We start from the raw sequence: 26,071 nt of genomic DNA, 5'->3' as shown, positions 1-26,071 counted from the left end.
CAAGACCGACGCAGCGCAACCATCACATCGGCCCCAACCACACACCCACCGGGGCCGAAGCCCCCGGAGGGGGCGGGTGGGTGGGAGGTGAGCGGGTGGCGGCGTGGTCGGTGGAGGGCTCGGGGCGCGCGACCCGTACGGCGGCGCCGGGCACGGCGGGGCGCCAGGCCCCGGTGCCGGGCAACAAGCCCACCCCACACGGCCAAGACCGACGCAGCGCAACCATCACATCGGCCCCAACCACACACCCACCGGGGCCGAAGCCCCCGGAGGGGGCGGGTGGGTGGGAGGTGAGCGGGGACCGGCGCAGCCGGACCAGACGCCGGTGCCGCGCAGCGCGCGGGTATCACTCCGGCCCCCGACCCCCCACCCGCCCCCCGGACGCCATCCGCTGCGCCGCCCGATGGGCGAAGACCATGCCCGTGCCGATGGGGGCGCCGGGGCCCGGGTAGACCGCTCCCGTCACGTTCGCCGCCGTGTTGCCCACCGCGTAGAGCCCCTCGATCGCGGAGCCGTCCGCGCGCAGCACCCGCGCGTCCGCGTCCGTGCGGAGCCCGCCCTTCGTGCCCAGGTCGCCGAGGACCATCCGCACCGCGTGGAAGGAGCCGGAGGAGAGCGGGAGCAGGCACGGGTTGGGTGCGCCCGCCTCGCCCTCGCCCGCGAAGAACCGGTCGTAGGGGTCGTCGCCGCGGCCGAACTCCGGGTCGTGGCCCTTCTCCGCGTACTCGTTGAAGGTCTCGACCGTGGCCGCGAGGCCCGCCGCGGGCGCCCCGATCGCCTCGGCGAGCGCCTCCACGGAGTCCGCGCTGTGCCACACCCCGGCCGCCTCGAACGACTCCCGGTCGACCGGGACGAGGACGATGCCCGGCGGCTCCTCGCCGTGCCGCGCGTCCCACACCCACCACACGGGTCGGTCCGGCGCGTCCCCGGCCCCCGCCGCGATCATGGCCCGGCCCATCCGGTCGTAGGACAGGCACTCGTTGGCGAACCGGCGCCCCTCGGCGTCGACGAAGACGCCGCCGCGGAAGCCGAGCGCGAACGCCGCCCCGCCGTCGGGGAAGAGCACGGACGGGCACCACCAGCTCTCGCCGAGCAGCGACGTCGCCGCGCCGAGCCCTTGGGCGGCCCGCAGCGCGTCGCCCGTGCCGCCGCCCTCGGGTCCCATCGTCCAGTCGGCCCCCGGCCCGTTGCCCCAGGCGCGGCGCAGTTCGGCGTCCCGCTCGTAGCCGCCCGCGGCGAGCAGCACGCCGCGCCGGGCCCGGACCGAGACGGTACGGCCCTCCGCGTCCCGCAGCCGGGCGCCGACGACCCGCCCGTCCTCGTCCTGCACGAGTTCGGTGAACGCGGTGCGCGTCCGCGCCCGCCCGCCGGCCGACTCCAGCGCCAGCAGCAGCCGGCCGATCAGCGCGCGCCCGTCCTCCAGCGCCCCCTCGGGCGCCGGCACTCCGAGCCGCTCGCTCCAGGCGGGCGGGCGGACGGCGTCGAGCAGCGGCTGCTCGCCCTCGGGCCGCTCCAGGGCGACCGGGAAGACCCCGCGTCCCGCGTCGAAGCGGCCGGGGCCCGGGTAGTAGTCGGGGAACGGCCGGTACTCGAAGCGGAGCAGTTCGTTGCGCTCCAGGAACTCGACCGTGGGCCCGGCCCCGTCGAGGTACGCGTCCTGCACCTCGTGCGGCGTCGAGTCGCCGACCAGGGACCGGAAGTAGGCGCGGGCCAGGTCGGCGCTGTCCTCGACGCCGGCGCGGGTCTGCGCCTGGTTGCCGGGCAGCCACAGGCAGGCCCCGGCGTACGCGGTCGTCCCGCCGAAGTACTCGGTCTTCTCGACGACGAGGGTGTCGAGGCCGCGCGCGGCGGCGCTGTACGCGCCGGTCAGGGCGGCGCCGCCGGAGCCGACGACCAGCACGTCGACCGTCTCGTCCCACTCCACGACAGCGTTGCTGCTCACAGCGTCTCGCTCCTCTCGTACCACTGGGGAAGGACGGCGCGGGCGGCGATCCGCCAGCCGTCGGGGGTGCGCCGGTACTCGTCCTCGTACCGGACGAGGCAGCGCACATCGCCCCCGTCGGCACCGAGGTGATGGGCGAGGCTGTACGTGACCGCGCGGGCGCTCTCGGGCCCGGTCACTTCGGCGACGTGGTTCCCGACCTGGTGGAAGGTGCGCGGGAAGACGGCGAGTTCGTCGAAGAGCTTGTTGCGTTCGGCGGAGCCGGACCGCTCCCACAGCACCGTGCCGTCGGGCTTGTGGGCGACGAGCCGGCCGTCGTCGATGAACTGGGCGTCGAGCAGGGCGGGTTCCCGCCCGTCGACGGCCAGCGCGTAGCTCTCGGCGAGGCGCCTGAGCGCGAGCGCGTCGCCGGGCTCGGGAGGAACAGGAGTACGGGTCATGCCCTCAGCCTGTCCGTGCCTCACCCGGCGCTCCACCGCCGGTTCCCGCTCAGCGGGATGGGGTCACCGCGGGGGTGTTCAGAGGCGCTCGATGATCGTGACGTTGGCCTGGCCGCCGCCCTCGCACATGGTCTGGAGGCCGAACCGGCCGCCGGTGCGCTCCAGTTCGTGCAGCAGGGTCGTCATCAGCTTGCTGCCGGTGGCACCCAGCGGGTGGCCGAGGGCGATGGCTCCGCCGTTGACGTTGACCTTCTCGGGGTCGGTGCCGGTCTCCTTGAGCCAGGCGAGGACGACCGGCGCGAACGCCTCGTTGATCTCGACGAGGTCGATGTCGTCCATGCTCAGGCCGGTCTTCTTCAGCGCGTACGCGGTCGCCGGGATGGGCGCGGACAGCATCCGGATGGGGTCCTCGCCGCGTACGGAGAGGTGGTGGATGCGGGCCCTGGGTGTCAGCCCGTGCTCCCGTACGGCCTGTTCGGAGGCGAGGAGCATGGCCGCCGCCCCGTCCGAGACCTGTGAGGAGCAGGCGGCGGTGATGGTGCCGCCCTCGACGACGGGGTTGAGGCCCGCCATCTTCTCCAGCGTCGTGTCCCGGCGCGGGCCCTCGTCGACGGTGACGTCCCCGTAGGCGACGGTCTCCTTCGCGAACCGGCCCTCGTCTATGGCGCGCAGCGCCCGCTGGTGGGACTGGAGCGCCCACTGCTCCTGGTCCTGCCGCGTGATGCCCCACTTCTCGGCGATGAGCTCCGCGCCGTGGAACTGGTTGACCGGCGCGTCGCCGTAGCGGGCGCGCCAGCCCTCGCTGCCCAGGTAGGGGCCCTCGGTGAGGCCGAGCGGTTCGGCGGCCTGCCGGGAGGCGAAGGCGATGGGGATCATCGACATGTTCTGCGTGCCGCCCGCGACGACGAGGTCCTGGGTGCCGGAGAGCACGCCCTGCGCGGCGAAGTGGACGGCCTGCTGGGAGGAGCCGCACTGCCGGTCGACGGTGACGCCCGGCACCTCCTCGGGCAGCCCGGCGGCGAGCCACGCGGTGCGGGCGATGTCGCCGGCCTGCGGGCCGACGGTGTCGAGGCAGCCGAAGACGACGTCCTCGACGGCGGCCGGGTCGACGCCACTGCGCGCGACGAGCTCCTTCAGGACGTGGGCGCCCAGGTCGGCGGGGTGGACGGCGCTGAGCCCGCCCTTGCGCCGCCCGACGGGGGTGCGGACCGCATCGACGATGTAGGCCTCGGCCATGACGCATCAACTCCAGTCAGTTCTCAGGATGGTTGGTCTCGGCTATCCCGTCGAGCACCATCGCCAGGTACTCGCGGGCGATCTCTTCGGGGCTGTGTCTGCCGTCCGGCCGGTACCAGGACGCGGCGACCCACACGGTGTCGCGCACGAACCGGTAGGTGAGCCGGATGTCGAGGTCGGCGCGGAACGCCCCGGCGGCCACCCCTTCCTGCAGGGTGGTCAGCCAGGTCTGCTCGAACTTGCGCTGCGAGGCGGCGAGGAAGGCGAACCGCTCCCGGGCCGCGAGCGCCTTCGACTCCTTCTGGTAGATGGCGACTGCGGGGCCGTGCCGGTCGATCTCCCGGAACGACTCGGTGACCAGGGCGCGCATCGTCTCGCGCGGATCGTGTCCGGCGGCGAGCACGGTGTCGTAGCGGCCCCACAGCTCGTCGAGGAAGCCGCGCAGGATCTCCTCGACGATCGAGTCCTTGGAGTCGAAGTGGTAGTAGAGGCTGCCCGCGAGCATCCCGGCGGCGTCGGCGACCCGGCGCACCGTGGTGGCGTCGTAGCCGTGCGCCGCGAACACCTCGGCCGCCGTGGCGAGGTGTTCGCGGCGCCGCTCGGGCGAGGGGCTCATGCGCGCTGGCTGCTGACGGAGACGGTCTCACCGGTCATGTACGAGGAGTAGCCGGAGGCGAGGAAGACCATCACGTTGGCCACCTCCCAGGGCTCGGCGTAGCGGCCGAAGGCCTCCTTCTCGGTCAGCTCGGCGAGCAGTTCATCGGACGTGACCTTCACCAGGTGGGGGTGCATGGCGAGGCTCGGCGCCACCGCGTTGACCCGCACCCCGTACTCGGCCGCCTCTATCGCCGCCGTCCTGGTCAGGGCCATCACTCCGGCCTTGGCCGCGGCGTAGTGCGCCTGTCCGGCCTGGGCGCGCCAGCCGATGACGGACGCGTTGTTGACGATCGCGCCGCCGCGGCCGGTGTCGCGGAAGGCGCGCAGGGCGGCCCGGACACACCGGAACGTCCCGTTCAGCGTCACGTCCAGGACCTTCGTCCACTGCTCGTCGGTCATGTCGACGAGCGCCGAAGTGCCGCCGAGGCCGGCGTTGTTGACGACGATGTCGAGGCCGCCGTGCCGCTCGGCGGTGTGCGCGAAGAGGGCCTGGACCTGCTCCTCGTCCGTCACGTCGCAGGCGAGCGCGGAGACCCGGTCGGCGCCGAACTCGGCGGCGAGCGCTTCTTCGCTCTCCTTGAGGCGGCGCGCGTGCGCGTCGCTGATGACGACGCGGGCGCCCTCCTCCAGGAAGCGGCGCGCGGTGGCGCCACCGATCCCGGCGCCCGCGGCCGCGGTGATGACGGCGCCGCGCCCGTCGAGCAGCTGATGGCCGGGGACGTAACCGGGAGCCGTGGACGTCACCGAACTCATACGCGCACCTCTTTCGGCAGGCCGAGCAGCCGCTCGGCGATGATGTTGCGCTGGATCTCGTCCGACCCCGCGTAGATGGTGTCGGCGCGGGAGAAGAGGAAGAGCCGCTGCCACTGGTCGAGTTCGTACGGCTCGCCCTCCGCGACCGTGGACGCCGCGCCGCACACGTCCATCGCCAGCTCGCCGAGCCCGCGGTGCCAGGCGGCCCAGTACAGCTTGGCGACGGAGGGGTCGACGCCGCGCCGCGCGTTGGCCGCCATCGCCTGAAGTCCCGTCCACGCGCGGGCGAGCCGGTCGCGCAGGAGCGGGTCGTCCAGCGCGCCGTTACTCTCCGCGAGGGCGATCAGCTCGCGCAGCTCGCGGCGGAATCCGATCTGCTGGCCGACAGTGGAGATGCCGCGCTCGAACCCGAGCGTCGCCATGGCGACACGCCAGCCGTCCCCGATGCCGCCGACGACATACGAGGCCGGGGTGCGGGCGCCGTCGAAGAACACCTCGTTGAACTCGCTGGTCCCGGTGAGCTGCACGATGGGCCGGACCTCGACGCCGGCCCGGTCGAGCGGCACGAGCAGGTACGAGAGGCCGGCATGCCGCTGCGATCCCGGCTCGGTGCGGGCGAGCACGAAGCACCACTGCGCCTCGTGCGCCAGCGACGTCCAGGTCTTCTGCCCGTCGACGATCCACTCCGCGCCGTCCTCGCTCAGCCGCGCGCGGGTACGGACGCCCGCGAGGTCGGAGCCCGCGCCGGGCTCGCTGTACCCCTGGCACCACAGCTCCTCGACGCGCCGGATCGGCTCCAGGAAACGGGACTTGTGCTCCTCGGTGCCGAACGCGATCAGGGTCGGGCCGAGGAGCTGCTCCCCTATGTGATTGACGCGGGCTGGCGCGTCCGCCAGCGCGTACTCCTCGTGGAAGGCGATCTGCGCCTCGAGGCTCGCGCCCCGCCCGCCGTGCTCCTCGGGCCAGCCGACGCACGTCCAGCCGTGCGCCGCCATGTGCCGCTCCCAGGCCAGGCGCTCGGCGAACGCCTCGTGCTCGCGCCCCGGCCCGCCGCTGCCCCGCAACTCGGCGTACTCCCCCGAGAGTTCCTGCTCCAGCCAGTCACGGAAACCGGTCCGGAAGTCCTCGACGCTGTCCATGCTCATAAGCTAACCTACCAAACACTTGTTAGGGAAGGACGTTTCCGATGCCAGCAGCGCAGTCCGCAGCGACCGGCGATTCCGACACCCCCGTCCTGTACGAGGTCAGGGGCCGGGTCGCGCACGTGACGATGAACCGGCCGAAGTACCGCAACGCGCAGAACTCGGCGATGACGTACGCCCTGGACTCCGCCTTCTACCGGGCCGCCGAGGACGAGGACGTGAAGGTGGTCGTGCTCGCGGGCGCGGGCGAGCACTTCTCGGCGGGGCACGACATCGGGACGCCGGAGCGGGACGCGCATCTGCCGTTCGAGCGGCGGGCCGGGCTGTGGTGGGACCACTCCGACAAGCGGGGCGCCGAGTCGCGGTTCGCGCGCGAGTCGGAGGTGTATCTGGGCATGTGCCGGCGCTGGCGCGAGCTGCCGAAGCCGGTGATCGCCTCGGTGCAGGGGGCGTGCGTGGCGGGCGGGCTGATGCTGGCCTGGGTGTGCGACCTGATCGTGGCGAGCGAGGACGCGTTCTTCGCCGACCCGGTCGTCCGGATGGGGATACCGGGCGTCGAGTACTTCGCGCACCCGTGGGCGATGCCGCCGCGGATCGCCAAGGAGTTCCTGTTCACGGGCGAGCGGATGAGCGCGCGCAGGGCCTACGAGGTGGGGATGGTCAACCGCGTGGTGCCCCGGGACGACCTGGCGGCCGCGACGCACGACCTGGCGGACCGGGTGGGCGAGATGCCGCGGCTCGGGCTCGCGCTGACCAAGCGCGCGGTGAACCAGGCGGAGGACCTCCAGGGTCTGCACGCGGGCATGGACTCGGCCTTCGGCCTGCACCACTTGGCGCACGCGCACAACGCGGAGACGGCGGCGGACTCGCTGGGCGGCATGGACGTGCGCGCCATGAAGGAGGCGGGCACCCGATGAACCTGGACTTCACGCCGGACCAGGACGCGTTCCGCGAAGAGGCGCGGGCGTGGCTGGCCGCACATGTGCCTTCTGATCCCCTGCCGTCGCTGGAGACCGCCGAGGGCTTCGCCGCACATCGCGCGTGGGAGGCCGAGCTGTCCGCGGACCGCTGGTCGGTCGTCTCGTGGCCCGAGGAGTTCGGCGGCCGCGGCGTGGACATCCTCAAGTGGCTGATCTTCGAGGAGGAGTACTACGCGGCGGGGGCGCCCGGCCGCGTCTCGCAGAACGGCATCAACCTCCTCGCCCCGACGCTCTTCGACCACGCCACGGACGAACAGCGGGCGCGCGTACTGCCGTCGATGGCGAGCGGCGAGGTGATCTGGGCACAGGCCTGGTCGGAGCCGGAGGCGGGCTCCGACCTGGCGTCGCTGCGCTCGCGCGCGGTGCGTACGGACGGCGGGTGGCTGCTGCGCGGCCAGAAGACCTGGTCCTCGCGGGCGGCGTTCGCCGACCGGGCCTTCGGGATCTTCCGGACGGACCCGGAGGCCGCCAAGCCGCATCACGGGCTCACGTACCTGATGTTCGACCTGCGGGCGCCCGGGGTGACGGTCCGGCCGATCGGCCGGATCGACGGCAAGCCGGCCTTCGCCGAGCTGTTCCTGGACGACGTGTTCGTACCGGACGAGGACGTGATCGGCGAGGTCGGGAACGGCTGGCGGATCGCGATGTCGACGACGGGGAACGAGCGGGGGCTGATGCTCCGCTCCCCCGGCCGCTTCCTCGCCGCGTCCGACCGGCTGCTCGGGCTGTGGCGGGAGCGCGGCGCGGATCCGGCGCTGCGGGACCGGGTGGCGGACGCGGTGGTCGGGGCGCGCGCGTACCAGCTGTTCACGTACGGCAACGCGTCGCGGTTCGCGGCGGGCGAGAAGATCGGCGCGGAGTCGAGCCTGAACAAGGTGTTCTGGTCGGAGTACGACATCGCCCTGCACGAGACGGCGCTCGAACTGCTGGGCGCGGACGGGGAGTTGACTGGCGGGGAGTGGACGGAGGGGTACGTCTTCTCGCTCGCGGGGCCCATCTACGCCGGGACGAACGAGATCCAGCGCGACATCATCGCCGAGCGGCTGCTCGGCCTGCCGAAGGGACGCCGCTGATGAGGTTCCTCCTGGACGCGGAGCAGGCCGAGTTCGGCCGCACGCTCGACCGGATGCTGGGCGCGGCGGACACGCCTGCGGCGATACGGGCGTGGGCGGGCGGCGACGCGGGTCCCGGGCGGGCACTGTGGGGGCGGCTCGCGGAGGCGGGGGTGTTCGCGCTCGCGGTCCCGGAGGCGTACGAGGGGGTGGGCCCGCTGCCGGTGGAACTCGCGCTCTCGTACGTGGAGTTGGGCCGCCATGCCGTGCCGGGGCCGGTCGTGGAGACGGCGGCGGTGGCGGCGCTGCTGAGCGGTTCTCAGGCCGCGAAGGAGTGGCTGCCGAGGATCGCGGCGGGGGACGTGCTGGTCACGTTGCCCTCGGGGCCCTACGCGCTGGACGCGGACTCGGCGGACGCCGTGTTCGTGGTGGACGGGGACGCGGTGCGGCTCGCCGCGGGGCACGGTCCGCTGCGGGAGTCGGCGGACCCCGCGCGGCGACTGTTCGCGCCGGACGAGGGCGGCGAGGTCGTGGCGCGCGGCCCGAGGGTCCGGGAGACGGTGGACATGGCGGCGCTCCTCACGGCGGCGCAATCGCTCGGCGTGGGCCTGGAACTGCTGCGGCGCACGGTCGAGTACGTGAAGCAGCGCGAACAGTTCGGGGTCCCGGTCGGCTCCTTCCAGGCGGTCAAGCACCGGCTCGCGGACGCGCTGGTGGGCCTGGAGTTCGCGCGCCCGCTGCTGTTCGGGGCGGCGCTGTCGATGACGTCGTCCGACATCGCGGCGGCGAAACTGTCGACCGGGGAGGCGGCCTACGCGGCGGCCCGCGCGGCCCTCCAACTCCACGGAGCGGTGGGCTACACGGAGGAGCTGGACCTGTCCCTGTGGCTCCGCAAGGCCCGCCCCTTGCGGGACACGTGGGGCACCCCGGCGGCGTGCCGCGAACGGGTGCTCGGGTAGCGGCCACGGGGCCGGGCCCGACAACAACGGTTGCGCGGCACCGGGGCGCCGCCTTGCCCACCCTGCCGCCCAAGGCGGCAGATTGCCCAAGGCGGTGCGGCATCGGCCGGTGCCGCCAAACAAGCCCCGCTTTGCGGACGAGAGCCCGCGGGGTCCGGGCAGAGCCCCGTGGCCGCAACACCGGTTCCGCGCAACAAGGACACCGATCGCCGAGTCGCACAGACGCTCGCTTAATCTGTGGCGCATGAAACGCGCGGGTTGTCTGCTTCTCTCCTTCATAGCCGTGGCCCCCGTGGCCACCGCCGCCGTGTACCTCCTGTCACCGGACGACTCACCGGAGGGGAAAGGCCCACGCCCCACCTCCTCCGCCCCGGCCGACCCCGGCGCCCGGTCCGAAGCGGAGCGCAAGGCCGACGACAAGGCGATCGCCGGCCTGCCGCCCGGTCTCGCCGCCCCGGAGAAGAAGGAGCTGGCGCAGCGGATCGTCGCCAGCGCCGAGAACTCGACGCTCGACTGGCGCGGCCAGTACGGCTACATCGAGGACATCGACGACGGCCAGGGCTACACGGCGGGCATCATCGGCTTCTGCACCGGCACCCACGACCTGCTGACCCTGGTCGAGCGCTACACGAAGGCCCACCCGGACAACGGCCTGGCCCGCTACCTCCCCGCCCTGCGCGAGGTCGACGGCACGGACTCCCACGAAGGCCTCGACCCCGGCTTCACCGCGGCGTGGAAGAAGGAGGCCACGCACAAGGCCTTCCGTGACGTCCAGGAGAAGGAGCGCGACCGCGGCTACTTCGATCCGGCGGTCCGCCTCGCCAAGCTCGACGGCCTGGGCACGCTCGGCCAGTTCATCTACTACGACGCGATGGTCCTGCACGGCCCCGGCACGGGCCCGAACGGCTTCTACGGACTGCGTGAGGCGACGCTCAAGGAGGCCGACACCCCGGCCCAGGGCGGCGGCGAGAAGGCGTACCTCGACATCTTCCTCGACCTGCGCCGCAAGGCCATGAAGTCGAAGAACCCGGACCGCGACACGACCCGCATCGACACGGCACAGCGCCAGTTCCTCTACGACGGCAACCTGTCGCTCAAGCCCCCGCTGACGTGGAAGGTCTACGGCGAGACATTCCGCATCCCGGGCTGAACGCACCGCGACGCCCGCCCACGCGTCCGGTCGGGGACTGTAGGGCGAGCGTCGCGCTCTGTTCCGTACGCCGTTGTACGGGACGTCTCTTGACGGCCTGTCAGGCCGTCCGGATCACACGGCCAGCGCGCGGTCCGTCGGGCGGATCGGGGCCGGCAGCTCCGACACCCCGGTCAGGAAGCGGTCCACGCCGCGGGCGGCCGAGCGGCCCTCCGCGATGGCCCAGACGATCAACGACTGGCCGCGGCCGGCGTCGCCCGCCACGAACACACCCGGCACGTTGGTCTGGAACTCGTCGTCGCGGGCGACGTTGCCGCGGGCGTCGAGGTCGAGGCCGAACTGCGAGACCAGACCGTTCTCCTGGTCCGTGCCCGTGAAGCCCATCGCGAGGGTGACCAGCTGCGCCGGGATCTTCCGCTCGGTGCCGGGCTTGTTGACGAGCTTGCCGTCGACGAACTCGACCTCGGAGAGGTGCAGCCACTGGACGTTGCCGTCTTCGTCACCCTCGAAGTGGGTGGTGCCCGCCGAGTAGATGCGCTCGCCGCCCTCCTCGTGCGCGGAGGTGACCTTGTAGAGCATCGGGAACGTCGGCCACGGCTGCGTGACCGTGTTCCGCTCCTCGCCCGGCTGCGGCATGATCTCCAGCTGCGTCACCGAGGCGGCGCCCTGGCGGTGGGCCGTGCCCACGCAGTCGGCGCCGGTGTCACCGCCGCCGATCACGACGACGTGCTTGCCCTCGGCGGTGATGGGCGGCTGGACGTAGTCGCCCTCCTGCACCTTGTTGGAGAGGGGCAGGTACTCCATCGCGTAGTGGATGCCGTTGAGCTCGCGGCCCGGGACCGGGAGGTCGCGGGAGACCGTCGCGCCCGCCGCCACGACCACCGCGTCGTACCGCTTGCGCAGGCCCGCCGCGTCGATGTCGCGGCCGACCTCCACACCGGTGCGGAACTTGGTGCCCTCCGCGCGCATCTGCTCGATGCGGCGGTTGATGTGGCGCTTCTCCATCTTGAACTCGGGGATGCCGTAGCGGAGCAGGCCGCCGATGCGGTCGGCGCGCTCGTAGACGGCGACCGTGTGACCGGCCCGCGTCAGCTGCTGGGCGGCGGCGAGTCCCGCCGGGCCCGAGCCGATGACGGCGACGGTCTTGCCCGACAGGCGCTCGGGGATCTGCGGGGCGACGTCGCCCCGGTCCCACGCCTGGTCGATGATCGAGACCTCGACGTTCTTGATGGTCACGGCCGGCTGGTTGATGCCGAGCACGCACGCCGACTCACAGGGGGCCGGGCAGAGGCGACCGGTGAACTCCGGGAAGTTGTTGGTCGCGTGCAGGCGCTCCTGCGCGGCCGACCAGTCCTCGCGGTACGCGTAGTCGTTCCACTCGGGGATCAGGTTCCCCAGCGGGCAGCCGTTGTGACAGAACGGGATGCCGCAGTCCATGCAGCGGGACGCCTGCTTGCTGATGATGGGCAGCAGCGACCCGGGAACGTAGACCTCGTTCCAGTCCTTGACGCGCTCCTCGACCGGGCGGGTCTGCGCGACCTCGCGGCCATGGTTGAGAAAGCCCTTGGGATCAGCCATTGGTCGCCGCCTCCATCATCTTCTCGGTGATCTCGGTCTCGGAGAGACCGGCTCGCTCGGCGGCGTCCTTGGCGGCGAGCACTGCCTTGTACGTGCTGGGGATGATCTTCGTGAACCGGGCCAGCGAGGTGTCCCAGTCCGCGAGGAGCTTCTCGGCGACCGTGGAACCGGTCTCCTCGGCGTGGCGGCGCACCACGTCGTGCAGCCACTGCTTGTCGGTGTCGTCGAGGGGCTCGACGGCCGACTTGTTCCCGGCGTTGAGGTTGTCCGGGTCCATGTCGATGACGTACGCGATGCCGCCCGACATGCCGGCCGCGAAGTTGCGGCCCGTCTCGCCGAGGATCACCGCGTGGCCGCCGGTCATGTACTCGCAGCCGTGGTCGCCCACGCCCTCCGAGACGACCGTGGCACCGGAGTTGCGGACGCAGAAGCGCTCGCCGGTGCGGCCGCGCAGGAACAGTTCGCCGCCCGTCGCGCCGTACGCGATGGTGTTGCCGGCGATCGTCGAGTACTCGGCGAGGTGGTCGGCGCCGCGGTCCGGGCGGACGACGACGCGGCCGCCGGAGAGTCCCTTGCCGACGTAGTCGTTGGCGTCGCCTTCGAGGCGCAGCGTCACGCCGCGCGGCACGAACGCGCCGAAGGACTGGCCCGCGGAGCCGGTGAAGGTGATGTCGATGGTGTCGTCGGGCAGGCCCGCGCCACCGAACTTCTTCGTCACCTCGTGGCCGAGCATGGTGCCGACCGTGCGGTTGATGTTGCGGATGGCGACCTGGGCGCGGACCGGCTGGGCGTCCGTCTGGTCGTTCGCGGCGAGGGCGTCGGCGGCGAGCTTGATCAGCTCGTTGTCGAGCGCCTTCTCCAGGCCGTGGTCCTGCTCGATGATCCGGTGCCGGACGGCGCCCGCGGGCAGCTCGGGCACGTGGAACAGCGGCTCCAGGTCGAGGCCCTGCGCCTTCCAGTGGTTCACGGCCCGCTCGGTGTCGAGGAGTTCGGCGTGGCCGACGGCCTCCTCGATGGAGCGGAAGCCCAGCTCGGCGAGGAGCTCGCGGACCTCTTCGGCGATGAACTTGAAGAAGTTGACGATGTACTCGGCCTTGCCGGAGAACCGCTCGCGCAGCGTCGGGTTCTGCGTGGCGATGCCGACCGGGCAGGTGTCGAGGTGGCAGACGCGCATCATGACGCAGCCGGAGACGACGAGCGGCGCGGTCGCGAAACCGAACTCCTCGGCGCCGAGCAGCGCGGCGATCAGCACGTCGCGGCCGGTCTTCAGCTGGCCGTCGGTCTGCACGACGATGCGGTCGCGCAGGCCGTTGAGGAGGAGGGTCTGCTGGGTCTCCGCCAGGCCCAACTCCCAAGGACCACCGGCGTGCTTGAGCGACGTGAGCGGGGACGCGCCCGTGCCGCCGTCGTGGCCGGAGATCAGGACGACGTCCGCGTGCGCCTTGGACACACCGGCCGCGACCGTACCCACGCCGACCTCGGAGACCAGCTTCACGTGGATGCGGGCCTGCGGGTTGGCGTTCTTGAGGTCGTGGATCAGCTGAGCCAGATCCTCGATGGAGTAGATGTCGTGGTGCGGCGGCGGGGAGATGAGGCCCACGCCCGGCGTCGAGTGACGCGTCTTGGCGACCCACGGGTAGACCTTGTGGCCGGGCAGCTGGCCGCCCTCGCCGGGCTTGGCGCCCTGGGCCATCTTGATCTGGATGTCGTCGGAGTTGACCAGGTACTCGGAGGTCACACCGAAGCGGCCGGAGGCCACCTGCTTGATCGACGAGCGGCGCGCCGGGTCGTACAGGCGCTCCGGGTCCTCGCCGCCCTCACCGGTGTTGGACTTGCCGCCCAGCTGGTTCATGGCGATGGCGAGGGTCTCGTGGGCCTCGCGCGAGATGGAGCCGTACGACATGGCGCCGGTCGAGAAGCGCTTGACGATCTCGGAGGCCGGCTCGACCTCGTCGATGGAGATCGGCTCGCGGCCCTCGGACTTGAAGTTGAACAGGCCGCGCAGCGTCATCAGACGCTCGGACTGCTCGTTCACGCGGTCCGTGTACTTCTTGAAGATGTCGTAGCTGCCCGAGCGCGTGGCGTGCTGCAGGCGGAAGACGGTCTCCGGGTCGAACAGGTGCGGCTCGCCCTCGCGGCGCCACTGGTACTCGCCGCCGATGTCGAGGGCGCGGTGCGCGGGCGCGATGCCGGAGGCCGGGTAGGCCTTGGCGTGCCGGGCGGCGACCTCCTCTGCGATGACACCGAGGTCGGCGCCGCCGATCTTGGTGGTGGTGCCGTTGAAGTACTTCTCGACGAAGGCCTCGTCGAGGCCGACGGCCTCGAAGACCTGGGCGCCGCGGTAGGAGGCGACGGTCGAGATGCCCATCTTGGACATGACCTTGAGGACGCCCTTGCCGAGCGCGTAGATCAGGTTCCGGATCGCGTCCTCGGCCGAGCCCACCTCGTCGGCCTTGAGGAAGGTGCCGGCGCGGACCAGGTCCTCGACGGACTCCATGGCGAGGTACGGGTTGACCGCCGCGGCACCGAAGCCGATGAGCAGGGCGACGTGGTGGACCTCGCGCACATCACCGGCCTCGACGAGGAGGCCCACCTGGGTGCGCTTCTTCGTACGGATGAGGTGGTGGTGGACGGCCGCGGTGAGCAGCAGCGACGGGATCGGCGCGTGCTCGGCGTCGGAGTGCCGGTCGGAGAGCACGATCAGGCGGGCGCCGGCCTCGAGGGCGGCGTCGGCCTCGGCGCAGATCTCGTCGATCCGGGCGGCGAGGGAGTCGCCGCCGCCGGAGACCCGGTACAGGCCGGACAGGGTCACGGCCTTCATGCCCGGCATGTCGCCGTCGGCGTTGATGTGGATGAGCTTGGCGAGCTCGTCGTTGTCGATCACCGGGAAGGGCAGGGTGACCGCGCGGCACGTGGCGGCCGTGGGCTCCAGGAGGTTGCTGCCAGGGCCCAGCGGGGAGCGCAGCGAGGTGACGAGCTCCTCGCGGATGGCGTCCAGCGGCGGGTTGGTGACCTGCGCGAACAGCTGCGTGAAGTAGTCGAAGAGCAGCCGCGGTCGGGCGGAAAGGGCCGCGATCGGGGTGTCCGTGCCCATCGAGCCGATCGGCTCGGCGCCGGCCTTGGCCATCGGCGCGACGAGGATGCGCAGCTCCTCCTCGGTGTAGCCGAAGGTCTGCTGGCGGCGGGTGACGGAGGCGTGCGTGTGCACGATGTGCTCGCGCTCGGGGAGGTCGGAGAGCTCGATCTCGCCGGCCTCGAGCCACTCCTCGTAGGGGTGCTCGGCGGCGAGGGCGGACTTGATCTCGTCGTCCTCGATGATGCGGTGCTCGGCGGTGTCCACGAGGAACATCCGGCCGGGCTGCAGGCGGCCCTTCTTGACGACCTTGGCCGGGTCGATGTCGAGGACGCCGACCTCGGAGCCGAGGACGACGAGGCCGTCGTCGGTGACCCAGTAACGCCCCGGACGCAGACCGTTGCGGTCGAGAACGGCGCCGACCTGGGTGCCGTCGGTGAAGGTGACGCAGGCCGGGCCGTCCCAGGGCTCCATGAGGTTGGAGTGGTACTGGTAGAAGGCGCGCCGGGCCGGGTCCATGGAGGCGTGGTTCTCCCAGGCCTCCGGGATCATCATCAGGACACTGTGCGGCAGCGAACGGCCACCGAGGTGCAGCAGCTCGAGGACCTCGTCGAAGGAGGCGGAGTCGGAGGCGTCCGGCGTACAGACCGGGAAGATCCGCGCGAGGTCCTCGGCGTTGCCCGCTCCACCGAAGAGGTCGGAGCCGAGCTGGGACTCGCGGGCGCGCATCCAGTTGCGGTTGCCCTTGACGGTGTTGATCTCACCGTTGTGGGCGACGAAGCGGTAGGGGTGCGCGAGCGGCCATGACGGGAACGTGTTCGTGGAGAACCGGGAGTGCACGAGCGCGATCGCGGAAGCGAATCGGCGGTCGGACAGGTCCGGGAAGAAGGGCTCCAGCTGGCCGGTGGTCAGCATGCCCTTGTAGACGATCGTGCGGGCGGAGAGCGACGGGAAGTACACGTCGGCCTCGCGCTCGGCGCGCTTGCGCAGCACGAACGCCTTGCGGTCGAGCGCGATGTCCTTCGAGGCGCCGTCCGCGACGAAGACCTGGCGGAAGACCGGCATCGTCGAGCGGGCCATCGAGCCGAGCAGCTGGGGGGCGACCGGGACCTCGCGCCAGCCGAGGACGTTCAGGCCCTCTTCGGCGGCGATCGTCTCGATCCGCGAGACGAACTCCTCGGTGCCCTCTTCGGGCAGGAAGGCGATACCGACAGCGTACGAACCGGCCTCGGGGAGGTCGAAGTCGACCACCTCGCGCAGGAAGGCGTCCGGAACCTGGGACAGGATGCCCGCGCCGTCGCCCGAGTCGGGCTCGGAGCCGGTGGCACCGCGGTGTTCCAGGTTTCGCAGAACGGTCAGCGCCTGCTCGACCAGCGTGTGGCTCGCCTCGCCGGTGAGGGTGGCCACGAACCCGACGCCACAGGCGTCGTGCTCGTTACGCGGGTCGTACATGCCCTGGGCAGCAGGGCGAGCATCCATGTGCGACCAGGTCTGGCCGCTGTTGGAATGCTGGGACGGCTGGCGCGAGGTACGCATCGGCTCTCCCGTCGTCGTCGTGGCAAGGTACGTGCCGAGGGACGACGTTGGCCCTCTGCGGAGAAGTGCAGCTCAAAAAATTTCGTGCAGATTACATGATGGGTCGGTTCTCGGGAACCGGATACTGCGTTCCAACATGCGGACACCGCGGGTGGCGGCGGGAGAGGCCTCAGCGGGCAGATCGATGACCGAGGGCCGGGGTGGAGCTGTCGTGCGCCGCGGGCCTCATTGCCCTCAGCGCTTACGGCTCATGCCCCGTGGTCAACTAATCGAAACCGCGCGGTAACGACTACTTATGCATGGGGCTGTATAGGCATCTTCAGGCCACGACAGCGACCCGTCAACCAGCAAAAGTCCCGAAGATGCTTCCCAGGAGATACGTCACACCCGCCGCGGCGCCACCGAGAGCCAGCTGCCGCAGTCCGCTGAACCACCAGGACCGCGCCGTCACCTTGGCCACGACCGCCCCGCAGGCGAAGAGCCCGACGAGCGCGAGGAGCACGGCCGGCCACAGCGCGCTCGCCCCGAGCAGATAGGGCAGCACCGGGATCAGGGCGCCGAGCGCGAACGACCCGAAGGACGAGACGGCGGCGACCATCGGCGAGGGAAGATCACCGGGGTCGATGCCCAGCTCCTCGCGCGCGTGTATCTCCAGGGCCTGCTCGGGGTCGCGCGAGAGCTGCTTGGCGACCTCGTGCGCGAGCTCCGGCTCGACGCCACGGGAGACGTACAGCTCGGCGAGCTCCTTCTCCTCGTCGGCCGGGTGCTTCCGCAACTCGCGGCGCTCGACGTCGAGTTCGGCCTCGACCAGCTCGCGCTGGGAGGCGACGGAGGTGTACTCGCCCGCGGCCATGGAGAAGGCTCCGGCGGCGAGGCCCGACAGGCCGGTGATGATGATCGTCTGCTGCGAGACGGCGCCGCCCGCGACACCCGCCATGAGCGCGAAATTGGATACGAGTCCGTCCATCGCGCCGAAGACCGCGGGACGCAGCCAGCCACCGTTGACATCACGGTGCGTGTGGTTGTCCCGGTGGGCGTCGTGCAGTGCTGCCCCGGTCTCGATGATGGCCATGCTCGTGAACCCCGCTCCCCTGTGACTGCTGTTTCTACGAGTCCGAAAGTACGCGCGAAAAATCGGCCCTGCCAGCAAGGAAGGCCGTACTTACCTGCGGTTTTGCGCCCTGCGCAACACGCTGACCTCCACCTTCCCGAAGCGGCCAGTGACCTGGATCACAGGAAACGCGCGTTGACGGGCGGGAAACGAGGGAGCAACATCCGTAAACGTTTCCAGCAACGGGAAACGTTTACAGAACAGGGGGCGGAACGCGATGTCGCAGCCGACGATCATCTCCATCGCCGAGCGCGCCGGTGTCTCCATCGCGTCCGTCTCCCGCGTGCTCAACGGGATCGGGGCCCGCCCCGCGACCGTCGAGAAGGTCGAGCGCGCCGCCGCCGAACTCGGCTATGTGCCCAACGCGGTGGCCCGCTCCCTCAAGGACGGCCGCACCCGCCAGCTCACCTTCGCGATGCCCGACATCGGCAACCCCGTCTACGTGGCGATGGTCCGCGCCATCCAGTCCGTCGCGAAGGCCGCCGGGTACCGCCTCCTGCTGCACTCCACGGACGCCGTCGCCGAGGACGAGCTCGCCGTCCTGCACAGCCTCGGCGACCGCACCAGCGACGGCCTGATCCTGTGCCCCATCCGCATCACGGACGCCCATGTGGACGCGCTGCGCTCGGCCTCGGGCCCGGTCGTCGTCATCGGCTCGCTGCCGAGCGGCGTCCCGGTCGACAGCGTGCGCGCCGACTCCGTCGAGGGCGTCGCGCTCGCCGTGCGCCATCTGTGCGAGACGGGCCGCCGCCGCATCGCCTTCGTCAACGGCCCCGCCGACACGGTCCCCGGCCGCAAGCGCGGCGAGGGTTTCCGCAAGGCCCTCGCGGACTGCGGCCTCGACCACGACCCAGACCTCGTCGTGCACACGGACTTCGGCATCGAGTCCGGGGCCGCGGCCGCCGAATCGCTCCTCGACCTGAAGCCGGACGCGGTCTTCGGCGCCAACGACCAGCTGGCGCTCGGCGCGGCCCGCGCCCTGCACGCCCGCGGCCTGCGGATCCCCGAGGACGTCGCGGTCGCGGGGATGGACGACAGCGAGCTCGCACAGGCCGGCTGGCCCCCGCTGACCAGCGTCGACCTGGGCTCCACCGAGCGCGGGCGGCGCGCCGCCGAACTCCTGCTGCACCGCCTGAACACCCCGGAATCGCCCGGAGGCACCCCCCAGAACCCCACCCCCCGCTCCACCACCGCCCCTCCCCGCCTCGTCGTCCGCGCCTCCACGGGCCCGGCGGCGTCCGACAGTTGAGACATCGAGGATTGCCATGAGTCTCACCGCGCCACGGGACAACGACGTCCCCGGCAGCCGCGGCACACCACCACCCCGTACCCCGGGTCAGCGCAAGCGGGCTCTGGGCCTGGACCGGGGTGCGTGGTTCCTGCTGATGCCCGCGCTGATCCCGATCCTGATCCTCAGCGTGGTCCCGCTCCTGTACGGCCTTTCGCTGGCGTTCACGGACTCGCAGGCGGGGCGGACGGCCCCCACGCAGTTCATCGGCCTGGACAACTTCCTCGACCTGCGCCACGACTCGCTCTTCTGGGAGTCGTTCCGGATCGGCCTGGTGTGGGCGGTCAGCGTGACGGCGCTCCAGTTCGTGCTGGCGCTCGGCCTCGCCCTGCTCCTCAACCAGAATCTGCGTTTCCGCTGGCTGGCGCGGACCCTGGCGCTGGTCCCGTGGGCGATGCCCGAGGTCGTCGTCGGCATCATGTGGCGGCTCGTCTACCACTCGGACGCGGGCGTCCTGAACAAGACGCTGACCCAGTTGGGGATCATTCACGAGAACGTCGACTGGCTCGCCGACCTGTCGTACGCGCTGCCCGCCGTGATCGTGGTGGGCGTGTGGGCGGGCATGCCGCAGACGACGGTGGTGCTCCTCGCCGGGCTGCAGAACGTGCCGGTGGAGCTGCGGGAGGCCGCCCAGCTGGACGGCGCGGGCCTGTGGCGCCGCTTCACGGCCGTGACCTGGCCGGCCCTGAAGCCGGTCGTCATCGCCATCACGGCGCTCAACTTCATCTGGAACTTCAACTCGTTCGGCCTGGTCTACGTGCTGACGCAGGGCGGGCCCGGCGGCCAGACCCGGCTCCCGATGCTGTTCGCGTACGAAGAGGCCTTCAAGTACGGCCAGTTCGGCTACGCGGCGGCGATGGGCCTGGCGATGGTCGCGGTCATCGCGGTGCTGCTGACGCTGTTCCTCCGCAAGAAGCTCAAGGAAGATGTGGAGGCGGCGGCATGAGCGCGAATCGCACGCTCCCGAAGGTGGCGGGCCGAGCAGGGCGGGCCGCACAGTACACAGTGCTGCTCTGCTACATGATCTTCCTGGCGTTCCCGTTCCTGTGGCTCGTCTCGACGTCGTTCAAGTCCCCGCAGGAGCTGGGCGCGATCGACCCGAGCTGGCTGCCGCGGCATCCGAGCCTGGACAACTACCGCTCCGCGTTCGACGCGCAGCCGCTGCTCCGCTCGGCGCTCAACAGCCTGGTCGTCGCGGTCAGCGCCTCCGTGATCTCGGTGGCGATCGCGGTCCCGGCCTCGTACGTCATGGTCCGGTACCGGACCCGGGTCAGCCAGGCGGGCACGGGCTGGATCCTGGTCAGCCAGATGTTCCCGTTCGTGCTGATCATCATCCCGCTGTTCCTGGTCCTGAAGAACCTGCGGATGATCGACAGCCTCCTCGGCCTGATCATCGTCTACGTCGTCTGGAACCTGCCCTTCTCGCTCTGGATGCTCCAGGGCTACGTGAAGTCGGTGCCGCGCTCTCTGGAGGAGGCCGCGGCGGTGGACGGCGCGGGCCGCCTGCGCACGCTGACCAGCGTGGTCCTGCCGCTCCTCGCCCCCGGTCTCGTGGCGACGCTGATGTTCAGCTTCGTGACCGCCTGGAACGAGTTCTTCTTCGCCCTCGTCCTCCTCAAGTCACCGGAGAACCAGACGATGTCGGTCATCCTCACCCGCTTCCTCGGCGCCGAGGGCGTCGCCGACCTCGGGCCGCTCGCCGCGGCCTCGGTCCTCGCGACGATCCCCAGCCTCGTCTTCTTCGCGCTGCTCCAGCGGCGCCTCGTCGGCGGCATGCTCAGCGGGGCGGTGAAGGGCTGATGCGCGTACGCAAGCCCACCGCGGCGGCCGCGGCCGCCCTCTGCCTCACCCTGGTCGCGGGCTGCTCCGGCTCGGACTCCGAGTCCGCGGACGGCACGGTCACCCTCGAATTCCTCAGCCTCGCCTGGCAGAAGGAGTCGATCGAGGCCAACAAAGCCCTGGTCAAGCAGTGGAACGACACCCACACCAAGATCAAGGTCAAGTACGTCCAGGGCGTCTGGGACAGCATCCACGACCAGATGCTGACCTCGTTCGAGGGCGGCAAGGCGCCGGACATCTTCCACGACGACGCCTCCGACCTCACCGACTTCGGGCACGGCGGCTACCTCGCCGATCTCTCCCCCTACCTGCCGAAATCCCTGCGCGCGGACATCCCGAAGGCGTCCTGGGCCACGACGACGTACGGGAAGAAGATCTACGGCATCCCGTTCCTCCAGGAGCCGCGCGTACTGGTCGTGAACAGCAAGCTCCTGAAGCAGTCGGGCGTACGCACACCCACGGTCCAACGCCCATGGTCCTGGGCCGAGTTCGAGCGGGCGAGCAAGAAGCTCACACGGGACGAGAACCGCGACGGCAAGCCCGAACAGTACGGCGTCGCCTGGTCGATGAAGGAGCCCGTCACCCAGTCCGTGAACCTCGCGCGGTCCACCGGCGGCAAGATCTTCTACAAGGACGCGGACGGCAAGAACGAGATCCGCTACGACGCCGCCGACTCGGCCGTCGCACGCCTGATCAACCGACAGGTCAACAAGGAGCACACCGCGCCCAAATCTGCGCTCGGCATGGCCGGCTCGGACACCCTGCCCGGCTTCTTCGCGGGCAAGTACGCGATGCTCCCGCTGAACTTCTCGTTCCGGCAGCAGGTCCAGCAGCAGGCCCCCAAGGGCTTCGACTGGACCGTCCTGCCGATGCCCGCGGGCTCGGGCGGCCTGGCCCAGGGCGTCGCCCCGCAGACCCTGTCCGTCTCCGAGGACAGCGCGCACAAGGAAGCGGCGGCCCGCTTCATCGCCTACCTCACGCGCGCCGACCACCAGGTCCAACTGGCTCGCGGCGACTGGCTGTTGCCCACCAGCCGCGAGGCGCTCAAGGACCCGTCCCTCACCACGGAGAAGTACGGCTGGCGGACCGGCTCCGAGATGGCCGCGTCCCTGCGCCCCTCCCCGGTGCTCGGGGTGCGGGGCTACGCCGAATGGAAGGACAAGATCGCCACTCCGGCCTTCCAGGAGTACTACAACGGCGCGTTCGGCGTAACAGAGCTGCGCAAGCGTCTGGCCGACGACGGCAATCTGATTCTTAACCGCTACCAACGCTGAACACCTGAGGTACCACCAGCACCAGCACAACCCCAGAGATGAGCACGAACACACCATGAGCGTCAGCGTCGAACCGGACCCTCCTTCGGGAGGACCGGCACAGCCACGCAGACTCCGCACCGTTCCGCACCCGCCCCCCGCGGCCGCGATCTCCCTTCGGGACCGCGCCCGCGGGGCGCTCCTCGGCCTCGCCGTCGGTGACGCGCTCGGCGCGCCCGCCGAGAACATGAAGCCGTCCCAGATCCGCGAACGCTGGGGCCGCATCGAGGGCTTCGTCTCCGCCGACCCTGCGGGCACGGACGACACCGAGTACGCGATCTTCTCGGGCCTCCTCCTCGCCGAGCACGGCGCGGGCCTCACCATCGAGCACGTCGAGCGGGCCTGGCACACCTGGATCGCGGACCGCGACGAGGGCCCCTTCAAGGGCGCCGGCTTCAGCGAACGCGGCACCCTTGAAAACCTCCGCCGGGGCCTCGCCGCCCCGATCTCCGCCCAGCACCGGCACGCCTGGAGCGACGGCCTCGCGATGCGCGCGGCGCCCTTCGGGGTCTACGCGGCGGGCCGCCCCGCGGAGGCGGCCCGCCTGGTGTCGATCGACGGCACGGTGTCGCACGACGGAGAGGGCATCCACGGCGGCCGGGCGGTCGCCGCGGGGGTCGCGGCGGCCATGGTCAGCCACAACCCGGACGCGGTGGTCCAGGCGGCGCTCTCGGTCGTCCCCGAGGACTCGTGGACGGCCCGCTCCCTGCACCGGGCCGTCTCGGCGGCGCGGCGGGCCCGCCGGGACCCGGACGGCACGCAGCTCTCCATGGAGCGGGCCGTGCGCAAGGCCGTCGTCATCGGCGGCTACCCGTGGACGGACCTCGCGCCCGAGGCGGTCGGCCTCGCGTTCGGCGCGTTCGCGGTGGCCCGCGGCGACTTCCGCGAATCGGTCCTCACCGCGGTCAACATGGGCCGCGACGCGGACACGACGGCGGCGGTCGCCGGAGCGCTCGCCGGTGCCCTCGGCGGCGAGCCGTCGATCCCCTCGCCCTGGGCGTCGGCGATCGGCCCCGTCCGCGGCAGCTGCCTCCCGTCGATGGCGGGCCGCCACATCCTGGACGTGGCGAACCACCTCACGCCTCCGCCGCCGGACCGTGAGGGGGCGGTGGCATGAACCCCGACCACGCCACGGGGCTCCGCCCCGGCCCCCGCGCCTCAAACGCCGGCGGGGCTGAAAATGCGGACCCCGGCCAGACCTCTGCGGCACCCACAAGCACCGGCCCAGCAGAACAAGCGCCTGCCGCCCGCTCAAGCGCAGGTCCGGACAATCAAGCCCCGCAGTGGGACGAGAGCCAGCGGGGTCCGGGGCGGAGCCCCGAGGCCGGGGCCGCATCCGCCGACACGAACATCAGCCGCATCGAGGGCCTCCTCCTCGGCATCGCCGCAGGGGACGCCGCCGGCTGGCCGTCGGGACGACACCGTGCCGCCCGCCTCCCCGACTGGACCCGCCGCCTCACCCGCGAACTGGACACCTTCGCGGAGCAGAACGCCACCACCACCCTCCCCGTCCCCATCGCCCTGAACCAACCCCCGGAACCCCTCCGCCTGGGCCCCTCCGACGACGCCGAATGGGCCGCGTTCACCGCATTCGCCGTCCTCTCCGCCCACGCCGAAGGACTCGGCGACCTCGACCCCGACCACCGCGTCCGCTCCTCCCTCTCCCTCGCCTGGAACACCCTCGCCGACGAGATCGCCGCGGCAGCGGCCCGCGCCGACGAGATCGAATCCGCCGACATCCCCCTGCGCGCCCGTATCTCGGTGCGCGCCGGTCTCGGCAACCTGGCGGCGGGCCTGCGCCCACCCGCCACGGGCCACGACAACCCGCACTACTTCGACGACGCGGCCTGCGTCCGCGCCGCGGTCCTCGCGGCCGTCCACCCCGGCAGACCCGAACTGGCCGCGGAACTCGCCGAGTTCGACGCCCGCTACACCCAGGACGGCGACGGCGTGCACGGCGCCCGCGCGATGGCGGCGGCCGTCGCGACCGCACTCGGCGGCGCGGACGTCGACACCTGCGTCGACGCCGCACTCGCCCAGCTCCCACCCGGCACGGAGATCCACCGCAACGCCCACAGAGCGGTAGAGCTGGGCCGCACCGCCGCAGCAGCCCGCCCAGGACAGCCCGGCAACGCGTTCGCGCTGGTCCCCGTCCTGGAGCACGAGATCGTCGACCACGTCTACAGCTACGGCATCGCGGCGGCCGAGACCGTACCCGTGGCGCTCGCCGTCGCGACGGCCGCCGCCGGATCGGTCGCCGAGGCCGTACCGACCGCGGCCTGCCTGTCCCGCGTCGCGGACTCGGCGCCGGCCCTGACCGGCGCCCTCACCGGCGCGATCGGCGGGGCGGAGGCGCTGCCGCACACCTGGCGGGACGCCTGCGACATCCTCGCGGGCTGCGCGCTGCCGCAACTCGCGGGAACCCAGCTGACGACCCTCGCGGGCCGCCTCGCCCGAGCCACCTCGAACTCCCCCGCAGCGGAAGGAACTTCACCATCATGAGCGTCTCACTGGAGGACCGCACCACCGGCGCCCTGGTCGGCGCAGCCGTCGGCGATGCGCTCGGCGGACCGGTCGAGGGCTGGACACCGGAGGCCATCGCGGAACGGCACGGCGGCCGGGTGCGCGGCATCGTGGAACCGTTCTACAAGGACGACTGGCGAACGGCCCGCCCCATCGCGCCGTACCACAAGGGCGACGGCCACGTCACCGACGACACCTTGATGACGCACGCGCTGATCCGCGTCTACGAGAAGGTCCGCGACCACCTCGACGCGTACGCGGTCGCCGACCACCTCGTCCCCGACCTGATCACGACCCCGCGCTGGATCCCGGAACTGGAGGCGGAGGCCCTCCCCCTCCAGCGGATCTTCCTCGCCGAGAAGTGGATCGTCGCGCGCATCCACTACGGGCACGTGGACCCGCGCGAGGCGGGCGTCGGCAACATCGTGAACTGCGGCGCGGCGATGTACATGGCCCCGGTCGGCGCGCTCAACGCGGGCAACCCGCTCAAGGCGTACGAGGAGGCCCTCGACGTCGCGGGCGCGCACCAGTCCTCGTACGGCCGGGAGGCGGCGGGCGTCTTCGCGGCGGCGGTGGCGGCAGCGTACAAGCCGGGCGCGACGCCCGACTCGGTGGTCGAGGACGCCCTGTCCCTGGCCAAGGACGGCACCCGCTCCGCCATCGAGGCGGTCTGCGAAGTGGCGTCCCGCTACGACGACTTCGAGGACGCGCTGGTCCCGCTGCGCGAGGCGGTCACCCCGTTCGACACGGTCGGCCCCGACTACCGCAAGCCGTCCCTCGGCGCCCGCCGCCCGTCCCGCCTGCACGCCATCGAGGAACTCCCGGTCGCCCTCGGCATGCTGCTCGTCGGCCGCGGCGACTTCCGGCACACCGTCCTCGGCTCGGTCAACTACGGCCGCGACTGCGACTCGATCGCCACGATGAGCGGGGCGATCGTCGGGGCGCTGTACGGGGAGGGGGCGGTGCCCAAGGAGTGGAGCGCGGAGGTCTCGCGGGCCAGCAAGCTGGACCTGCACGGCCCGGCGGCCTCGCTCGCACGGGTCACGCGCGAGGTGTACGCGAAGGACCTGGACCGGCGCCGCACCCACGAAGCCGCGTTCGCGGCGGTGGCGGGGGACTGATGCTCCGCCTCACCTGGGCCCAGCCCGAGGACCTCATCGGCCACGAGCTGCGCCAGGCGGCGCAGGACGGCCGCGACGCCTCCGCGGTCGCGTCCCGCTGGCTGGCGGCGGGCGGCCACCTGGCCCCGGACCGCGCGGGCGCGTCCGCCGCCCCGGCGTCACCGGAACTGCGGGCGCTGGCCGAGCAGTTGCTCGACGAACTCGCGACGATGGTGTCACCTCTCGCGGAACCGACGGCCCTGTCGGCGATCGAGTCCGAGACGAGAAACCCTCCCCCACCCCACCCCTTCCCGAAAGCCCTGCCGGGCAGGCCTCCTCAATCGCCGGAGGGGCTCAAAACCCAGGGGGCGGCATCTCAGCCCCTCCGGCGATTGAGGC

The 26,071-nt window shown here is 71.7% G+C and carries 20 protein-coding genes and 1 pseudogene; 12 read left to right on the top strand and 9 right to left on the bottom strand.

Going from position 1 to position 26,071, the window contains the following annotated elements:
* Positions 1 to 346: 346 nt before the first annotated feature.
* The 6 genes from ACFV9W_RS38185 to ACFV9W_RS38160 form a co-directional block, all read right to left on the bottom strand.
* A complete protein-coding gene (locus ACFV9W_RS38185) occupies positions 347 to 1,942 on the bottom strand; it encodes an FAD-dependent oxidoreductase (RefSeq protein ID WP_385770554.1) in 1,596 nt (531 codons plus the stop codon).
* Positions 1,939 to 2,382 (bottom strand): nuclear transport factor 2 family protein, encoded by a 444-nt coding sequence (locus ACFV9W_RS38180; protein ID WP_385770552.1) that lies wholly within the window; start codon positions 2,380 to 2,382, stop codon positions 1,939 to 1,941. The genes ACFV9W_RS38185 and ACFV9W_RS38180 overlap by 4 nt, the downstream gene beginning before the upstream one ends.
* 78 nt (positions 2,383 to 2,460) lie before the next feature.
* A complete protein-coding gene (locus ACFV9W_RS38175) occupies positions 2,461 to 3,618 on the bottom strand; it encodes an acetyl-CoA C-acetyltransferase (protein ID WP_385770550.1) in 1,158 nt (385 codons plus the stop codon).
* Between the two features lie 16 nt (positions 3,619 to 3,634).
* Positions 3,635 to 4,234, bottom strand: coding sequence for a TetR/AcrR family transcriptional regulator (locus ACFV9W_RS38170; RefSeq protein ID WP_385770548.1), 600 nt, complete (start codon positions 4,232 to 4,234; stop codon positions 3,635 to 3,637).
* Complete coding sequence (locus ACFV9W_RS38165; RefSeq protein WP_385770546.1) at positions 4,231 to 5,028, bottom strand: SDR family oxidoreductase; 798 nt, start codon at positions 5,026 to 5,028, stop codon at positions 4,231 to 4,233. Before ACFV9W_RS38165 ends, ACFV9W_RS38170 begins: the two co-directional genes overlap by 4 nt.
* Positions 5,025 to 6,167, bottom strand: coding sequence for an acyl-CoA dehydrogenase family protein (locus ACFV9W_RS38160; RefSeq protein ID WP_385770544.1), 1,143 nt, complete (start codon positions 6,165 to 6,167; stop codon positions 5,025 to 5,027). Before ACFV9W_RS38160 ends, ACFV9W_RS38165 begins: the two co-directional genes overlap by 4 nt.
* Before the next feature lie 47 nt (positions 6,168 to 6,214).
* Here ACFV9W_RS38160 and ACFV9W_RS38155 point away from each other — a divergent pair, with 47 nt between their 5' ends.
* The 4 genes from ACFV9W_RS38155 (at position 6,215) to ACFV9W_RS38140 (ending at position 10,311) form a co-directional block, all read left to right on the top strand.
* Complete coding sequence (locus ACFV9W_RS38155) at positions 6,215 to 7,087, top strand: enoyl-CoA hydratase (RefSeq protein WP_385770542.1); 873 nt, start codon at positions 6,215 to 6,217, stop codon at positions 7,085 to 7,087.
* Entirely contained in the window at positions 7,084 to 8,223 is a 1,140-nt protein-coding gene (locus tag ACFV9W_RS38150; protein ID WP_385770540.1) for an acyl-CoA dehydrogenase family protein, read from the top strand. Before ACFV9W_RS38155 ends, ACFV9W_RS38150 begins: the two co-directional genes overlap by 4 nt.
* The gene (locus ACFV9W_RS38145) at positions 8,223 to 9,161 is read left to right on the top strand and encodes an acyl-CoA dehydrogenase family protein (RefSeq protein ID WP_385770538.1); all 939 of its coding nucleotides are present in this window, start codon (positions 8,223 to 8,225) and stop codon (positions 9,159 to 9,161) included. The genes ACFV9W_RS38150 and ACFV9W_RS38145 overlap by 1 nt, the downstream gene beginning before the upstream one ends.
* Before the next feature lie 244 nt (positions 9,162 to 9,405).
* Entirely contained in the window at positions 9,406 to 10,311 is a 906-nt protein-coding gene (locus tag ACFV9W_RS38140; RefSeq protein WP_385770536.1) for a chitosanase, read from the top strand.
* 114 nt (positions 10,312 to 10,425) lie between these two features.
* On the opposite strand, the gene ACFV9W_RS38135 is transcribed toward ACFV9W_RS38140, so the two are convergent.
* From ACFV9W_RS38135 to ACFV9W_RS38125, 3 genes are all read right to left on the bottom strand, one after another.
* Positions 10,426 to 11,889, bottom strand: coding sequence for a glutamate synthase subunit beta (locus tag ACFV9W_RS38135; protein WP_385770534.1), 1,464 nt, complete (start codon positions 11,887 to 11,889; stop codon positions 10,426 to 10,428).
* Positions 11,882 to 16,498 (bottom strand): glutamate synthase large subunit, encoded by a 4,617-nt coding sequence (gltB, locus tag ACFV9W_RS38130; protein WP_385770532.1) that lies wholly within the window; start codon positions 16,496 to 16,498, stop codon positions 11,882 to 11,884. The genes ACFV9W_RS38135 and gltB overlap by 8 nt, the downstream gene beginning before the upstream one ends.
* Before the next feature lie 340 nt (positions 16,499 to 16,838).
* Positions 16,839 to 17,570, bottom strand: coding sequence for a VIT1/CCC1 transporter family protein (locus ACFV9W_RS38125; protein WP_385770530.1), 732 nt, complete (start codon positions 17,568 to 17,570; stop codon positions 16,839 to 16,841).
* A gap of 256 nt (positions 17,571 to 17,826) precedes the next feature.
* Between ACFV9W_RS38125 and ACFV9W_RS38120 the strand changes: the two genes are divergently transcribed.
* From ACFV9W_RS38120 to ACFV9W_RS38085, 8 genes and pseudogenes are all read left to right on the top strand, one after another.
* Complete coding sequence (locus tag ACFV9W_RS38120; RefSeq protein WP_385770528.1) at positions 17,827 to 18,858, top strand: LacI family DNA-binding transcriptional regulator; 1,032 nt, start codon at positions 17,827 to 17,829, stop codon at positions 18,856 to 18,858.
* A 16-nt stretch (positions 18,859 to 18,874) separates the two neighbouring features.
* On the top strand, positions 18,875 to 19,843 hold the full coding sequence (locus ACFV9W_RS38115) for a carbohydrate ABC transporter permease (protein WP_385770526.1): 969 nt from the start codon (positions 18,875 to 18,877) through the stop codon (positions 19,841 to 19,843).
* Positions 19,840 to 20,697 (top strand): carbohydrate ABC transporter permease, encoded by an 858-nt coding sequence (locus tag ACFV9W_RS38110; protein ID WP_385770524.1) that lies wholly within the window; start codon positions 19,840 to 19,842, stop codon positions 20,695 to 20,697. The genes ACFV9W_RS38115 and ACFV9W_RS38110 overlap by 4 nt, the downstream gene beginning before the upstream one ends.
* Complete coding sequence (locus ACFV9W_RS38105; protein WP_385770522.1) at positions 20,697 to 22,010, top strand: ABC transporter substrate-binding protein; 1,314 nt, start codon at positions 20,697 to 20,699, stop codon at positions 22,008 to 22,010. The genes ACFV9W_RS38110 and ACFV9W_RS38105 overlap by 1 nt, the downstream gene beginning before the upstream one ends.
* Positions 22,011 to 22,065: 55 nt before the next feature.
* Positions 22,066 to 23,166 (top strand): ADP-ribosylglycohydrolase family protein, encoded by a 1,101-nt coding sequence (locus ACFV9W_RS38100; protein ID WP_385770520.1) that lies wholly within the window; start codon positions 22,066 to 22,068, stop codon positions 23,164 to 23,166.
* The gene (locus tag ACFV9W_RS38095) at positions 23,163 to 24,551 is read left to right on the top strand and encodes an ADP-ribosylglycohydrolase family protein (RefSeq protein ID WP_385770518.1); all 1,389 of its coding nucleotides are present in this window, start codon (positions 23,163 to 23,165) and stop codon (positions 24,549 to 24,551) included. The genes ACFV9W_RS38100 and ACFV9W_RS38095 overlap by 4 nt, the downstream gene beginning before the upstream one ends.
* Entirely contained in the window at positions 24,548 to 25,693 is a 1,146-nt protein-coding gene (locus ACFV9W_RS38090) for an ADP-ribosylglycohydrolase family protein (protein ID WP_385770516.1), read from the top strand. The genes ACFV9W_RS38095 and ACFV9W_RS38090 overlap by 4 nt, the downstream gene beginning before the upstream one ends.
* Positions 25,693 to 26,071 (top strand): annotated as a pseudogene (locus tag ACFV9W_RS38085) (ADP-ribosylglycohydrolase family protein); the annotation flags it as partial. The gene ACFV9W_RS38090 and the pseudogene ACFV9W_RS38085, both read left to right, overlap by 1 nt.

It is taken from the genome of Streptomyces sp. NPDC059897 (assembly GCF_042730865.1).
Classification (GTDB): domain Bacteria; phylum Actinomycetota; class Actinomycetes; order Streptomycetales; family Streptomycetaceae; genus Streptomyces.
Note: the sequence above shows the minus strand (reverse complement) of the source record. Positions and strands in the feature narration are given on the sequence as shown.

Coding starts and splice junctions, on each gene's coding strand:
- ACFV9W_RS38180 (WP_385770552.1), bottom strand. CDS start 2,382: ATGACCCGTACTCCTGTTCCTCCCGAGCCCGGCGACGCGCTCGCGCTC.
- ACFV9W_RS38175 (WP_385770550.1), bottom strand. CDS start 3,618: ATGGCCGAGGCCTACATCGTCGATGCGGTCCGCACCCCCGTCGGGCGG.
- ACFV9W_RS38170 (WP_385770548.1), bottom strand. CDS start 4,234: ATGAGCCCCTCGCCCGAGCGGCGCCGCGAACACCTCGCCACGGCGGCC.
- ACFV9W_RS38165 (WP_385770546.1), bottom strand. CDS start 5,028: ATGAGTTCGGTGACGTCCACGGCTCCCGGTTACGTCCCCGGCCATCAG.
- ACFV9W_RS38160 (WP_385770544.1), bottom strand. CDS start 6,167: ATGGACAGCGTCGAGGACTTCCGGACCGGTTTCCGTGACTGGCTGGAG.
- ACFV9W_RS38155 (WP_385770542.1), top strand. CDS start 6,215: ATGCCAGCAGCGCAGTCCGCAGCGACCGGCGATTCCGACACCCCCGTC.
- ACFV9W_RS38150 (WP_385770540.1), top strand. CDS start 7,084: ATGAACCTGGACTTCACGCCGGACCAGGACGCGTTCCGCGAAGAGGCG.
- ACFV9W_RS38145 (WP_385770538.1), top strand. CDS start 8,223: ATGAGGTTCCTCCTGGACGCGGAGCAGGCCGAGTTCGGCCGCACGCTC.
- ACFV9W_RS38140 (WP_385770536.1), top strand. CDS start 9,406: ATGAAACGCGCGGGTTGTCTGCTTCTCTCCTTCATAGCCGTGGCCCCC.
- ACFV9W_RS38135 (WP_385770534.1), bottom strand. CDS start 11,889: ATGGCTGATCCCAAGGGCTTTCTCAACCATGGCCGCGAGGTCGCGCAG.
- gltB (WP_385770532.1), bottom strand. CDS start 16,498: ATGCGTACCTCGCGCCAGCCGTCCCAGCATTCCAACAGCGGCCAGACC.
- ACFV9W_RS38125 (WP_385770530.1), bottom strand. CDS start 17,570: ATGGCCATCATCGAGACCGGGGCAGCACTGCACGACGCCCACCGGGAC.
- ACFV9W_RS38120 (WP_385770528.1), top strand. CDS start 17,827: ATGTCGCAGCCGACGATCATCTCCATCGCCGAGCGCGCCGGTGTCTCC.
- ACFV9W_RS38115 (WP_385770526.1), top strand. CDS start 18,875: ATGAGTCTCACCGCGCCACGGGACAACGACGTCCCCGGCAGCCGCGGC.
- ACFV9W_RS38110 (WP_385770524.1), top strand. CDS start 19,840: ATGAGCGCGAATCGCACGCTCCCGAAGGTGGCGGGCCGAGCAGGGCGG.
- ACFV9W_RS38105 (WP_385770522.1), top strand. CDS start 20,697: ATGCGCGTACGCAAGCCCACCGCGGCGGCCGCGGCCGCCCTCTGCCTC.
- ACFV9W_RS38100 (WP_385770520.1), top strand. CDS start 22,066: ATGAGCGTCAGCGTCGAACCGGACCCTCCTTCGGGAGGACCGGCACAG.
- ACFV9W_RS38095 (WP_385770518.1), top strand. CDS start 23,163: ATGAACCCCGACCACGCCACGGGGCTCCGCCCCGGCCCCCGCGCCTCA.
- ACFV9W_RS38090 (WP_385770516.1), top strand. CDS start 24,548: ATGAGCGTCTCACTGGAGGACCGCACCACCGGCGCCCTGGTCGGCGCA.